This window comes from Paenibacillus cellulosilyticus (genome assembly GCF_003182255.1).
In the GTDB taxonomy this organism is placed as follows: domain Bacteria; phylum Bacillota; class Bacilli; order Paenibacillales; family Paenibacillaceae; genus Paenibacillus_T; species Paenibacillus_T cellulosilyticus.
In genome coordinates, this window is the sequence record NZ_QGTQ01000004.1 from 90,128 (window position 1) to 102,807 (window position 12,680).

General features: G+C 48.5%; 15 protein-coding genes and 2 pseudogenes. 1 reads left to right on the forward strand and 16 read right to left on the reverse strand.

The window, feature by feature from the left end:
• Positions 1-66 precede the first annotated feature (66 nt).
• The 5 genes from bshB1 to DFQ01_RS07925 form a co-directional block, all read right to left on the reverse strand.
• A complete protein-coding gene (bshB1, locus tag DFQ01_RS07905; RefSeq protein WP_110043360.1) occupies positions 67-759 on the reverse strand; it encodes a bacillithiol biosynthesis deacetylase BshB1 in 693 nt (230 codons plus the stop codon).
• A 17-nt stretch (positions 760-776) separates the two neighbouring features.
• The gene (gene mgsA / locus DFQ01_RS07910; protein ID WP_110043361.1) at positions 777-1,205 is read right to left on the reverse strand and encodes a methylglyoxal synthase; all 429 of its coding nucleotides are present in this window, start codon (positions 1,203-1,205) and stop codon (positions 777-779) included.
• 28 nt (positions 1,206-1,233) lie between these two features.
• Positions 1,234-2,040: a 4-hydroxy-tetrahydrodipicolinate reductase gene (dapB, locus tag DFQ01_RS07915; RefSeq protein ID WP_110043362.1), complete on the reverse strand. Its 807-nt coding sequence runs from the start codon at positions 2,038-2,040 to the stop codon at positions 1,234-1,236.
• 5 nt (positions 2,041-2,045) lie between these two features.
• Positions 2,046-2,591: a tetratricopeptide repeat protein gene (locus DFQ01_RS07920; RefSeq protein ID WP_110043363.1), complete on the reverse strand. Its 546-nt coding sequence runs from the start codon at positions 2,589-2,591 to the stop codon at positions 2,046-2,048.
• Positions 2,592-2,663: 72 nt separating this feature from the next.
• On the reverse strand, positions 2,664-2,993 hold the full coding sequence (locus DFQ01_RS07925) for a nucleotide pyrophosphohydrolase (RefSeq protein WP_110043364.1): 330 nt from the start codon (positions 2,991-2,993) through the stop codon (positions 2,664-2,666).
• A 176-nt stretch (positions 2,994-3,169) separates the two neighbouring features.
• Between DFQ01_RS07925 and DFQ01_RS07930 the strand changes: the two genes are divergently transcribed.
• Positions 3,170-4,036, forward strand: coding sequence for a YitT family protein (locus tag DFQ01_RS07930; protein ID WP_110043365.1), 867 nt, complete (start codon positions 3,170-3,172; stop codon positions 4,034-4,036).
• A 345-nt stretch (positions 4,037-4,381) separates the two neighbouring features.
• Here DFQ01_RS07930 and DFQ01_RS32110 read toward each other — a convergent pair.
• The 11 genes and pseudogenes from DFQ01_RS32110 to DFQ01_RS07985 form a co-directional block, all read right to left on the reverse strand.
• Positions 4,382-4,799, reverse strand: a pseudogene (locus tag DFQ01_RS32110) (transposase); the annotation flags it as partial.
• Positions 4,800-5,259: 460 nt separating this feature from the next.
• Positions 5,260-6,180, reverse strand: coding sequence for a sporulation protein YpjB (locus tag DFQ01_RS07940; protein ID WP_174812650.1), 921 nt, complete (start codon positions 6,178-6,180; stop codon positions 5,260-5,262).
• A 113-nt stretch (positions 6,181-6,293) separates the two neighbouring features.
• The gene (locus DFQ01_RS07945; protein WP_110043367.1) at positions 6,294-6,938 is read right to left on the reverse strand and encodes a DUF1405 domain-containing protein; all 645 of its coding nucleotides are present in this window, start codon (positions 6,936-6,938) and stop codon (positions 6,294-6,296) included.
• A gap of 118 nt (positions 6,939-7,056) precedes the next feature.
• A complete protein-coding gene (locus tag DFQ01_RS07950) occupies positions 7,057-7,926 on the reverse strand; it encodes a menaquinol-cytochrome c reductase cytochrome b/c subunit (protein WP_110043368.1) in 870 nt (289 codons plus the stop codon).
• A 19-nt stretch (positions 7,927-7,945) separates the two neighbouring features.
• On the reverse strand, positions 7,946-8,617 hold the full coding sequence (qcrB, locus tag DFQ01_RS07955; RefSeq protein WP_110043369.1) for a menaquinol-cytochrome c reductase cytochrome b subunit: 672 nt from the start codon (positions 8,615-8,617) through the stop codon (positions 7,946-7,948).
• A gap of 17 nt (positions 8,618-8,634) precedes the next feature.
• Positions 8,635-9,150: a Rieske (2Fe-2S) protein gene (locus DFQ01_RS07960; protein WP_110043370.1), complete on the reverse strand. Its 516-nt coding sequence runs from the start codon at positions 9,148-9,150 to the stop codon at positions 8,635-8,637.
• A 256-nt stretch (positions 9,151-9,406) separates the two neighbouring features.
• Positions 9,407-9,826, reverse strand: coding sequence for a DUF2487 family protein (locus DFQ01_RS07965; RefSeq protein WP_110043572.1), 420 nt, complete (start codon positions 9,824-9,826; stop codon positions 9,407-9,409).
• Between the two features lie 145 nt (positions 9,827-9,971).
• Positions 9,972-10,160, reverse strand: coding sequence for an IDEAL domain-containing protein (locus tag DFQ01_RS07970; RefSeq protein ID WP_110043371.1), 189 nt, complete (start codon positions 10,158-10,160; stop codon positions 9,972-9,974).
• A gap of 21 nt (positions 10,161-10,181) precedes the next feature.
• Positions 10,182-10,423 (reverse strand): annotated as a pseudogene (locus DFQ01_RS31535) (gamma carbonic anhydrase family protein); the annotation flags it as partial.
• 167 nt (positions 10,424-10,590) lie between these two features.
• The gene (locus DFQ01_RS07980; RefSeq protein ID WP_110043372.1) at positions 10,591-11,808 is read right to left on the reverse strand and encodes a hypothetical protein; all 1,218 of its coding nucleotides are present in this window, start codon (positions 11,806-11,808) and stop codon (positions 10,591-10,593) included.
• Between the two features lie 242 nt (positions 11,809-12,050).
• The gene (locus DFQ01_RS07985) at positions 12,051-12,632 is read right to left on the reverse strand and encodes a histidine phosphatase family protein (protein WP_110043373.1); all 582 of its coding nucleotides are present in this window, start codon (positions 12,630-12,632) and stop codon (positions 12,051-12,053) included.
• Between the last annotated feature and the right edge of the window lie 48 nt (positions 12,633-12,680).

The following is a 12,680-nucleotide window of genomic DNA, read 5'->3' on the forward strand; positions in this document are numbered from 1 at the left end:
TTGTTGTAGCCTTATTCATGTTAAATATCCTATGTCATACGGGGAGGCCTCATTCGACACAAGCCCTTAGAACCGTTCCACTGTATGCGGTTTCTTCGTCGTGAACCCTTCTGCGTACGACCATCCGCGCGCTTGTCCAAGCAGACGATCCCGTGCTTCAACACGATCGACATACCCACTTGTGAGTGGTGTAGCGACTCTATCCTCGCCCTGTCCAACAGCCTCAAACTGTGAACGATATGCGCGAAGCGAAGCAAGCTTGCTGTCATAGACATCGGAAACATTCACTGCAAGCCGTACATCTTCAACATCGTTTATGTAATAAAAGATTAGCTGCTCGACCGTCACCGCCTCAAGATGCGGCATATAACGGCGAAGCTTCGCATTGAATACTGCTTCTTCAACGAGCGCACTGCATTTATTATGATCGGGATGGCGATCGTTCCAGTAAGGTGCAAACACAATACGTGGACGCCATTTGCGAATCTCAGCCGTAATCGCTTCAACATGGCCATCTGCTCCGAGACCTCGATCAGGTAGACCTAGATTCGTTCGCACGGTCAGTCCAAGCGCCTCAGAAGCTGCAGCAGCCTCCTGCCGCCGCAGCTCCACCGTTCCGTTGGATGACATCTCTGCTTCTGTCAGATCACACATGCCAACGCGATAACCGGCTTGAATATGCTTGACGATTGTACCCGACATACCGATCTCTGCGTCATCAGGATGCGCCCCGAATATTAGAATATCGAGCTTGTCCACTTCGGTACCTTCTTTCCTTACTCTGGCTGCAACGACTCTGGCTTGTATTTGTGCACAAGCTCACGCCAAGCAAAATCTCCGCGCTCCAACGCTTTTACAAGCAGCTCTGCAGTCGCAATATTCGTTGCAACTGGGATGCCTTGTACGTCGCATAGACGAAGCAAAGCAATGATATCCGGCTCGTGCGGCTGTGCCATAAGCGGATCGCGCAAGAAGATGATAAAGTCCATCGTGTTCTCTGCGACAAGCGCGCCGATCTGTTGGTCGCCGCCAAGCGGACCTGACATGAACCGATGAATTTGCAGCGATGTATTCTCCATAATGCGCAGACCGGTCGTTCCCGTCGAATACAGCTGGAAATTTTTAAATACATGCTCATAAGCGGTAACGAAGTTCACCATTTCTTCTTTCTTGCGATCGTGTGCGATAAATGCGATATGTAACATAGCTGTCGTTCCCCTCTCCGACTGTTTGTTAATCCATTAGATGTTCGAAGCCGTAAATCATACCTTCATAGCCCATAACCTTGCGAACCGCAACTGCAACACCCGGCATATAGCCTGCGCGGTCGTACGAATCGTGACGAATCTTCAGCGATTGGCCAAATGCGCCAAAGATAACTTCTTGCTGAGCGAACACGCCCGGCAGCCTTACACTATGTACTCGGAAACCGTTATAATATCCACCACGAGCGCCATCAATAATTTCTTCCTCGTTCGGATTGCCTTGACGAATCTCTTCGCGTACCTTTGAGATTAGCTCAGCCGTCTTGATCGAAGTACCGGAAGGTGCATCCAGCTTCTGATCGCCGTGATACTCAATAATTTCGAGATGCGGAAAATATTTGGACGCCTGTGCAGCGAACTGCATCATCAGAATCGCACCAATCGAGAAGTTCGGCGCGATTAATCCGCCAATGCCCTTTTCCTTGCACAGCTTGTCCAGCTCTTCGATCTGCTCAGGCGATAAGCCTGTTGCACCAAGAACGGGGCGAATGCCGCGGGAAATTGCTGCTTTGGCGTTCTCATATACCGCGTGCGGCACGGTAAAGTCTACTAGCACGTCAATTGGACCGCTGTCAAGCGCTTCCTCCAGCGTTGAGCTGAACGTTACACCACATGCTGACTTGCCTACAAATGTGCCGGCGTCGACCGGACCTGTTGATCGGGCAGACGCCGCGGCGAGTACGAAATCCGCTTCATCCAACACCATTTTTACGACTTCGCGGCCCATGCGTCCGCTTGCTCCAGCAACTGCTACATGAATGGGTTTCGTTGTCATTCTATTCACCTGTTCCTTCTTCTTTGTCTTCGCTGCTGACGATAGCGCATCGCCCGTCTCTTCCGGCTAATCTCAGCGAACAATGCTCTAGCATCTTCGTCTGCCGGATTCAGTCGGATTGCTTCTAATGCGTATCGCACCGCGTCGTCAAGCCGGTTCAGCTTAACATACGCTTCAGCCAGCCAATAATAAGCTTCGAAGCTGAGTGGATCGAGCTCCACTGCTTCCTGAAGTGCTGCAGCTGCAACTGACGCATCTGGCGGCTGCTTGCCAAGCTCTTGCTTGCCGGACAGCACCAGAAGTTTAGCTTGCACCGTATGAAGTTGGTACGTATGCGCTTTTTGATTAGGTTCCAGCTCTACAGCTTTTACCGCGTAGTGAAGCGCACGCTCCCATTTGCCGCTTCTGCCATATGATATTGAGCACCTATAATAATATGAAGCATTGTTCGGGTCGGCGGCAATCGCCCGTTCAAACCATAGGATGGCACCTTCGAAATCGTTCTGCAAAATACATCCGTACGCCTGCTTGAGGCAATCGTCCCCTTCCATATGCCCACCCCCCTTGTACACCGGTTGTGGTACAGCATATGTTAAGGAATGTATCGGCGTTACGGCGCCTGTTTAGCTATCCTTACGCGTCCACCGATTGGCGTCACGCGTATTGAATTTGTTCATGACAGCATCATGGGCTTGTGTCAGATCGATCCCGAGCGAATTCGCAAAGCAGCACAGAATAAATAAGCAGTCACCAAGCTCCATCTCAACCGAATTGTCGGCTTCGTCTGGTTTCTTCGGCTTCTCGCCATAATGATGATTAATTTCGCGTGCCAGCTCGCCTACTTCCTCCGTCATTCTCGCCATAAGGGCAAGTGGACTAAAGTAGCCTTCCTTGAATTGCGATATGTAGGCATCCACTTCGCGCTGGATGTCAGATAATGATTTATCGGCCATATGCATTCCTCTCTTTAATCGCCACTGGCGGATTATTTTATATGTTAGCCTAAAGCGGCATTGAAAACAATGGTTTTCAAACTTCGGTAAAAGCAGCATACTAATTAGAAGCTTCATGCACGGATGACACACTTTCCGTGATCTTCATTATTGGTCGATCTACAAGGAGGCAGCACATGTTAAGCAAACTATGGCATCAGGCCAAATCACTCGTACCTATTATGGCCGGTACCGCCATTTATGCGTTCGGGCTCCATTATTTCGTCATCCCTAATCAGCTCATGGAGGGCGGTGTCACCGGTATCGGTGTCCTCTTAAATTATGCGCTGGGCGTCCCTCTCTCCATCTCAACGCTGGTACTGAACATTCCATTATTTCTGCTCGGACTCAAAATGCTGGGCAAAAGCCAAATGGCCTATACGATATTCGGTACAGTGAGCTTATCCGTCTTTCTAGCGTTAATCGAACGTGCTATTGCTCACGGCTGGATTGTTCCTTTTCAATCGTCACAGGACTATATCCTTGCGGCTTTATACGCGGGTGTTACGCTCGGGCTTGGACTTGGCATCACGTTCCGATTTGGCGGTACGACTGGCGGGGTCGACATCATCGCTCGCATCATCGGCAAATCAAAGGGCTGGAGCATGGGACAAGTCATTCTCACGCTCGACATTGTCATCATCGGACTTGCATTACTGTACATCCCGAAGGAAAAGGTGTTATACACACTTGTTACCGTCTTCATCGCCTCACGCATGATTGATTTCATTCAGGAAGGTGCCTATGCTGCCAAGGCCGTTTCCATCATTACGAATGCCGGTGACGAAATCGCTGCGCGGGTAACGGAGAAAATGGACCGTGGCGTGACGCTTATCCCTGCAATCGGAGCCTACTCCCGCTCACACAAATATATCGTGTACTGTGTTGTGAATCGGCAGGAAGTGCGGACACTCCGCGAAATAGTTAAGTCGATAGATCCACGAGCGTTCATCGTCATCAACGATGTTCATGATGTGCTGGGGGAAGGTTTTAAGGAGGATTAAGGGCTGCGCCCCTATATACCCCCTATCTTATACTTGGATTAGAATAAAAATTTTAAAAATTTCTACCCGCCTAAGGATTTCTACCCACCTAAATCCTCCCTGCAAGGGAGGACCCCAGGGGTTTCCCAACCCCTGGACCCCGGAAGGATAAACGTAATATGGACAGAGGCGTTATTTAGGTGCTGCGTGCTGGGAATCGCGTGCCCTGTGGGGCAAAGCTTACTCGTTGTGCGGGAAAGATTAAGATTGTTGTCCGTTTCAAAGAGGCTGTTTCAAAAATAGGTCAGCTCACTGAGGAGCTAGCTCAACTTATTGAAAAAACGTAAGAGAAGGCGGTTCAGAGGGTCACCCCTGAACCGCCTTCTCTATTTTTCTATCGGCTGCCACCTTTTTAAGCAAATTATAGGCAAGCGAAAGCCACCCGATCTCAAGGCTTACTTTTTTTATAAGCCTCGAAGCAGAAACCGCCGGATCCCCGATTATTCTTTATTTGCCCAAACACACTCTCTGTTTCGATCATTCACCTTACTGATAATGCGTAGCCTTCCTCGCTCCGAAGCTTTTCCCGTGCCTGTACTTTGTAATGCATGTATCGGAAGCTAACGCTAATTTCCCGATTTCCCTGAGCTTTCATGCAATTCGCTTTAAGCGGACACCCTGCACAATTTTCACTTCGGCAATGACGCCTTCTGATTTCATATCCACTTTCTGTCTTCTTTTTGCTTTCATAGCGATACAAGAGCTTTTGCCCGGCCGCACATGTAAGCACTGGCGAAGATCTTGTCGTCCAGCCGATTTACGGCAGCATGGACGATACGAACGAGGTGATTCGAGGGAATGTCCTCTTCGAGATCATTGGCAGGAGTTGGTCCATGGTATATTGGATGTACAACAGAAACAGCTCCTTTAGTATAGTTGGTGGTACTTCCATTTTACCAAAAGGCAGTTTCTTTTGTTTGTCTAAAATAAAATACTGCCAGCAGCGGAGCAGACGAATGATTCTGAAGAAGCGTCAGCGGTCGCCTTTGTCAACGGATTGCTACCCTGTCACGATCTTACCCATTCAGAGCAATCCGGTGACAACAGCGATCGTAAGAACATTCGCTCTGCGCAGCTGCCTTTGCAGTTCATTGAAACACAAAGGGCTATCCCAAAGTCTAATGACTTTTGGGACAGCCCCTTTGATATTTAGTTAGAGGATGAAGTGACATTATCATCGTTATTCACTTGATCTTCCGTTTCAAATACAATGGCTGCTGATTGCTCGCATCGCCCTTTTTGAGAATTGCATAAGGTGAATGTTTATATTTACGCCATGACACATAGGCCAGCAGGCTTGATATAAGGGAGGAAATTCCGAATATCCATCGATGAGGTACACCGCCGCCGATCGGTGCAATGACAGGCTGTTCACGCTCATGGTTACTGCCGAATAATGCAGCCGATGCTGCTTCAACCGGTGCAAGCACTTGCTGTGACAGCTGAGTTGCAATTGATCCGCGCTCTCCCGCTTCAAGCAGCCGCGACATATAGGTAACGCTATTCTGCAAGGCGTTCATTTCCGCTGTCTTATTCGCGATTGTCGCTGCAATAGCAATACGATCCACATGCTCCTGTAAAGTGTGCAGCATTGCACCAGCAGATGCATAAGCTTGAGCATTTCGCATATTGATTGCCTGTTTGATACGTGCAATATCTTCTTTAATGATAGGATCGTACTGCAGCCACATCGCGTTGGAAGGAACACCAACCGCTGCAGCACCTGCAGCATCAACTGCAAGCTTAATTCGTATGGCCTGCGGCCTCCATAATACAGCCGATTTGCCCTGCTCGATGTTTCCAAGCATAAGCTTCGATTCCTGGTAGATCCCCCGCCATTGATTGACGGTATTACTGCTATCTGCTGTTAACAGCTCCTGCAACTGGCTGGATAGCTGTTGTCCCGCAAAATAAGCGGTTTGTCGATTTCCTTCCGTAGCAGCCTCGTAGATGGCATCTGCCGAGCGCTGCACTCGCTGCCAACTCGTGCTTTTTGAATTTGATGATGCCGTAAGCTCTGTTGGGGCCGCTGTCGCCGCTGCACCAATAAGCAGAGCTGTCAGCACAATGCATAGCATACAAGCGACCAACCATCTTTTCCTCACGTGACATCCCTCCACAGCTATTGCAGTTGCGAGTGCTTCCCCAGCTACCGCATTCATTCTAGCTTATGAAGAGACTGTCCAAGATAGACTAGCTATCCGTTATTCTTATACGGTCAATAAGCTCTCCGGTTATTATCCCTAAGCACAATTGCAGCGTTCGTCACGATCCAGCTAAACAATGTGAGTCCAAATGTACAAATGCACACAATCGGCAGATGATCATACAGCGGCTTCGGCAGCCATGGGAATACATCGAATCGATAGTCGACCATGTCATTAAGCAGCAGCCAAGCTGCAGCTACACCTACAGCCGCTGATCGAACAGACATAAAGCGCAAATATAATAAGCCTTCCACTGCCATGCCTAAATGAGAGACGATAAGCATCCAGTCCTGCCATTCCATTGAAACACCTTCCGAAGCACCAGCAATTATCATCGCTACCGCCCAAATCCCGTATTTGACCGATGTCGCAACGCCTAATGCTTCAATAATATAACGAATGATTCGGCCGGCGGCTGTTTTCGGCTTCGCTTGAACAAGCAAATATATAAGTGACAGCGTGAAAAATAAGCTTGCTGTCGGGCTGTCCGGAACGAAAGGAAGCATCCACAAAGGCTTATTTGCTGCTGTCCATTCGATCTGCTCGCCATACCAAATGTATCCGTAAATGGTGCCAAGGAAATTGACAATGAGCAACGTCCATAGCATAGTGCGAGACGTCAGAAATTCACGGCTCCAAAATAAACGAAGTGACAACTCACATACTCCTCTCAGCTGGACGCACAAGAAGCTCGTCCGCACGTTTTCGAATTTCTTATATAATTGTGAAAAAACCTGACCGCTATAAATGACGGTCAGGTTCTGTTGTACATCATTATTGAGCTTTCTTTTGCTTCGCGAGCCAAGACGTAATCTGATCGATCTCTTCAGCCGTGAGCTTATCTTTGAAGGATGGCATGTTGCCGTTACCATTCGTTACTGTATTAACGAGTTCTTCTTTCGAAAGAACATCGCCGATACCATGCAGCGAAGGCACCTTCATTTTGGAGTTACCATTCAGGTCAGCAGCGTGGCAGGCGATGCAGTTCGCTTTTGCGATTTCCATTGCTGGATCATCTGCATCAACGAGTGCAACTGTCTCTTCCTTCTTAACTGCGCTGTACGATTCACCCTTCTCAGCAGCTTCACGCGCTTTCTCTTCACGCTCGATATGCTCTGGAACTGTACCTGTGATCTCCAGCTCGTGCTGGTAGTGATCCCAAGATACTTTCGTCAAGTACACGAGCGAGAATAGCGACAATATCATCAAAGCCGAAGCTACTGGACGACGATAGAAGCGGCGTTCTTTGCCTGTATCCAGGAATGGAGCAAGCAGCAATGCGCCGAACGCAATACCTGGAACAAGAACTGCGCCCAGTACGACATAATCACCAGAAGCATAAGGATATTTCAAATATTGATACAGGAACAGGAAGTACCAGTCCGGCATCGGAATGAAAGCAGTATTCGTTGGATCCGCCGGATAACCGAGTGGCGGAGCCTCAGCGATCGTCAGTACGAGGAAACCAACAAGAACGACGCAGCCGACCAGCCATTCCTTGAGCAGGAAGTTAGGAATGAACACTTCCGATTTGCCTGGGAAAGCGGTGTAGTCGGGCGGTACGCTGTTTTTGTTTGTCCGCTTGCGTATGCGGGAGTCTCCGACGTAGACGATCTTCTCATCAGATTTATGACCATGCGCCATCGTAATAACCTCCCTTCGCTTATAGCGGTCCCGAAATGCCTTGTTTACGAATCATGAAGAAGTGGCCTGCAAGCAGGGCGAGCAACGCGCCTGGCAGGAAGAAGACGTGAATCGCGAAGAAGCGCGTCAGCGTCTGCGCACCTACGATCGTACCGCCCTGCATCAGTTCTTTCAAATAAACACCGATGTACGGAACGGATTCGGCAATTTGCATACCGACCTTCGTAGCGTAGTAAGCTTTGTTATCCCACGGCAGCAAGTAGCCCGTGAAACCGAGACCAAGCATAACGAAGAAGATAAGCATCCCGACAACCCAGTTCATTTCGCGCGGTGCTTTGTAAGAACCGGTGAAGAAGACACGAAGGGTATGTAAGAACATCATAACGATTACAAGACTAGCGCCCCAGTGGTGCATACCGCGAACGATACCGCCGAATGCTACCTTGTGCTGCAAGTAATCGACACTGGCATAAGCATTGTTAATATCCGGTACAAAGTACATCGTCAAGAACATACCGGACAGAATTTGGATAACCGTGATGAAAAACGTCAAGCCGCCGAAGCAGTACACGAATGCGGAGAAGTGGTGCGCAGGGTTAACGTGCTCAGGCACTTCATGATCCGCTACGTCCCTCCACAACGGCGCTACATCAAGACGTTCGTCAATCCAGTTGTATACAGCTTTAAACATCTGACTTTGCGCCTCCTTTATACACGCGTATTCGGCTTAATTGGACCGAGATAAACAAAGCCGCCATCCAGCTTCACTTCGTACTCGTCAAGCGGATTTGGCGCAACGCTTAGGTTCTTACCATCTCTGGTATAGTGCGCACCGTGGCACGGACAAACGTATTGATCGCTGTTCTCCGTATTCCAGCCAATGGTACATCCCAAGTGTTTGCACACAGGCGATAATGCAAAAATGTTTCCGTTCGCGTCCTTCGAAACCCATGCGACGAGCTCCGCTTCACTCTCGTACCAGCCGTCGACTTGATGGATTTTGAATTTGTATTCCACCGGATCGTTCGTAATTTTCGCTTCTTCCACCACTTTAATGAACGCGCTCTCTTCTTTCTTCTGCAAGAGCGGATCAACAGCGAATCGAATCATTGGAAGCGCGACGCCGCCAGCCATGAAAGCGGTTGTTCCACCGAGTGTATACGACAAAAATTGACGCCGGGACATCTCTTTGCGCACCGGTTTTTGACCTTCGTGGTTGCTCATCTTCTGTTCTACCCCCTTTGCCAACCATATCTCCCGTCTTGTCCAAAGTGACAAAACTGTGGACGAACTAAGACATTTTCTATAATATCCTAGGTGTATGGGAGCGTCAAGAATATGGAAGACGTTATTTTGACCGATGCAAATAGCGTTTCATTTTTGTTATGAAATTGTCACAATTACACGGGAACCTATTCCCCTAACTCATGACGTCGACATTGTTTTCCCCATATTAGGAATATATTATGCATCAAACTGGTTATACATGGGTCGCAGGCGTCCACATGGAACGTATTTCCTGTCCAATTTGCACAGCAGAGGGAACTTCTCCCGTTGGAGCAGGTGCAAACACGAGATCTGCCGATGGTGGTGCGAGATTTGTCAAGCGAACACTTACTACTATTATATAGCGGAAGCCTGTCCGTTTGAGCGAAGCGCACAACTGCTCAACGATCGAGTGGCCCTCTTCCTCACCTGTATAGTGGCATGCTGGATATGTAACGACTCTTCCTTTGAACGGAATCTCAATACCGTCCATTATGTCTCTCAAATCTTCGAGTGCACGCGTTGCCTCAGCAGGCGACTCCAAACCTGTCATCCCTGTTACTGGCAGCAAACACGTATCTAGATATGGTTGTAGCTCTTCCCACTTGGCGCTTTCAATTTCACTGAATTTCATCGAATCTCCCTTTCCTTCCTTATGTGCTGTCATCCTCCCATCGTAACGCGCCTTCCTTCGTTTGCCAACCCATTCCGCACAAAAATAGCCTGCACCGTGCCATGACGGACATCAGGCTATTCGAAGTTTTTCAAATCGCAGCCGGTTAATGAGAAAGACGAATTGCGTTCAATTGTTCTGCAAGTCGATGGAACGTATCCTCATCGCCACTAGCAAGCGCTAGGTCGATATCGCGATAAATCCGTTCGGTACGAAATTTCAGAACCGCGTCGTCCAATACCATCTCTGCCGCCAAACCTAGCATTGTTTCATACGTTGCTTTCATTTTGTCCATAGGATACACCTCCAACCGGGGTTAAGAGATCCTATATTCTTTTCCTTTCACCACGTAGCTTTCCATCGTCTTTCTCATGCGCTGCAAATCGTCTTTGGTCCATTATCTGACGACTTTGGCGGGTGATCCGAGAGAAAGAGTATAGGGTGGAATCTTTTTTATTCTCGGTTACGATTGAACCGGCTCCTACTAAATCATATTCACCGCGTTCAACTCCGCTCCGTGCGAAGGCCCCCCATTCCAATTAATGTGCCTCTGCCTATTAGGAAGCATGGGCACTTGGAGGATGGCAAACCGATACTACTTACATCATTTCCGCCACATACACACTATTGCCGGATCGGCATAATTCCTTTATGCATAATCCACACTACCGCTGCTTCTCTTTCGTCTGACAATGTTCTGCTAGTCTATTAGTTGTATTGGAATGTCAACGATTGGAACGTACAGCTTCTTCCTTAAAGGCATTCCCAATAACAGCACTGCCAAGCTTCGTCATCCGGATTACCGTCCCGTACCGTTCATGCTCTCCGATACGAACCAATCCAAGATGTAGCATCATCGCGACGATTCGCTGAGCGAATACCGATTCCGAAGTATCATAATAGTACGGCTTCACATAGGGAAGCAGCGTACGCTGGAGCGACTCTGCAGTAACCCAGTTTCTAGCTAACCGGTCGATCCAATTCACTAATGCGAGCAAATTCGGAATCGGATTTTTGTACAGTCTGAGCCAATAACGATATAGCTTAGCCGTTTCGTCCAGCTGCTCTTCCGACAATTTGTCTTCTCCAGCTTGCGTGAGCGTTAAACGCTCCGTCGCTTCGACGAGCAGCTTGCTGTCTGTCGCGTAGTCGTACAGCAGTGCTAATCGATTCGGATAAACATGAAACTTGCGTCCATACCCGAACCGCCATTCCCCTTTCTGAGGAAGTGATTCACGTACACCCATATGCTCGATAAGCTGCTGCAGGTTGCGCTTATACATGGACCCATCTGTTGATGTCGGCACCTCGTAACGCTGTACATACTGCAGCATATGGTACAAATCTTCGCTCAGCAGCCCTTGTTCATCTCGATATGCGTTCGGCTCTTCGGCTGCTTCCACCAGAATGGACATCTTGCGTTCCAGCGTGTCTCTTAATCTTGTTTTCAAATCGGCTGGTACATGAAACATATACCGATTCGGACCCGCCAATCCATTAAAGAGCCACCCCTGATGCTTGAACTTCAAAATAATATCTCGTGGTGTTACCTCTTTGACGGGGTTCGAAGCTTTGGAACGTTTCTTCGTTGCCTGCGAACTTTTCGCTTTGCTTGTCCCCTTGGACTCAGTTGGCTGCCCTTCAGCGGTTGAACTAGCAGGCTTCGTCAGATCCTCTCCAAATTTGCTCTGCTGAATCCGTGCTGTTAGATCCTCCATGCTAAACGATGTTCTCGTGTCAAACAGCAAGGAGTTTAGAAACCTCAAATCTTCTAATCCTAAACGACCAACCTGCTCCTCGAAAATTTCCCTTCGGCTAACGGCGGAGAGAATCGTCTGAATCAATTCGTTTTTGGAATTTCCGTTGCATTCGCATTGATATTCAACCGCAATCCGACTAAGCTGTCCAATATCGGCGTAACCAAGCATATCGGCCAAATTCATCGTGTTCCCTCCTCACATCAGGACCTTTGAACAGAGTTCAAAGTCACTCTGCTACCACATCAGGACAATGGAGTTCAAAGTCTCTCCGCTTACGTTGAATGTATTACCATTATGGGAAGAACATCATTATTTAAAACATCGATCGGCAAAATGTGAAAACCTTTTTCAATTTTTATCAAATGATCGACTATGCTATACGCAAAAAAGACCGCTCAGCCATAAGGCCAAACGGTCTTCTTTCATTATACTTCAACGTGCGCGGTGCAATTATAAAGCAGCGGTGTCCAACCTTCGTTGTTCCATTCGAGAATCGAATACGAGAGATTGCCGATATGATTATCTTCAAGTGATTCGCATAGGACCGGCAGTAATGCCGCAATCAATCCTCCATGCGATACAACAAGCAGCGACATATCAGGCTTCTCATGTCTCCATTGTTCAACAAATGCATGAGCCCGTTCACGAACCGCTTCCATCGGTTCAATCCCGTTAACATGTTCAACCGGCCACTCGCTGCCCCAGCGTTCCTCTCGCTCCGAGCGGGTAGTGCCTTCCATATCGCCAAAATACCGTTCCCGCAGCCGCTGGTCACCTGGCAGCAGCGGTACATCGATGGCTTCTGCAATAATTCGTGCCGTCTCATTCGCACGAATCAAATCACTTGATATTACCGCATCCCACTTGCGATCCTCGGATGCGATTCGTCTACCCAATGCTTTCGCTTGACGAATTCCTTCTTCGTTCAAAGCAATATCGGTCTGTCCTTGAATGCGTCCAACTGCATTCCAATCGGTCTGACCATGTCTAACAAGACCTATTATCACGCTTCTATCAACTCCAACCCAAAGGTACTGCCGCATCCAACATCAGCA

Bases quoted from the DNA above. Each gene is read 5' to 3' on its own strand.
- mgsA (WP_110043361.1), bottom strand. From the start codon at position 1,205: ATGTTACATATCGCATTTATCGCACACGATCGCAAGAAAGAAGAAATG.
- dapB (WP_110043362.1), bottom strand. From the start codon at position 2,040: ATGACAACGAAACCCATTCATGTAGCAGTTGCTGGAGCAAGCGGACGC.
- DFQ01_RS07920 (WP_110043363.1), bottom strand. From the start codon at position 2,591: ATGGAAGGGGACGATTGCCTCAAGCAGGCGTACGGATGTATTTTGCAG.
- DFQ01_RS07925 (WP_110043364.1), bottom strand. From the start codon at position 2,993: ATGGCCGATAAATCATTATCTGACATCCAGCGCGAAGTGGATGCCTAC.
- DFQ01_RS07930 (WP_110043365.1), top strand. From the start codon at position 3,170: ATGTTAAGCAAACTATGGCATCAGGCCAAATCACTCGTACCTATTATG.
- DFQ01_RS07950 (WP_110043368.1), bottom strand. From the start codon at position 7,926: ATGGCGCATGGTCATAAATCTGATGAGAAGATCGTCTACGTCGGAGAC.
- qcrB (WP_110043369.1), bottom strand. From the start codon at position 8,617: ATGTTTAAAGCTGTATACAACTGGATTGACGAACGTCTTGATGTAGCG.
- DFQ01_RS07960 (WP_110043370.1), bottom strand. From the start codon at position 9,150: ATGAGCAACCACGAAGGTCAAAAACCGGTGCGCAAAGAGATGTCCCGG.
- DFQ01_RS07965 (WP_110043572.1), bottom strand. From the start codon at position 9,826: ATGAAATTCAGTGAAATTGAAAGCGCCAAGTGGGAAGAGCTACAACCA.
- DFQ01_RS07970 (WP_110043371.1), bottom strand. From the start codon at position 10,160: ATGGACAAAATGAAAGCAACGTATGAAACAATGCTAGGTTTGGCGGCA.
- DFQ01_RS07980 (WP_110043372.1), bottom strand. From the start codon at position 11,808: ATGAATTTGGCCGATATGCTTGGTTACGCCGATATTGGACAGCTTAGT.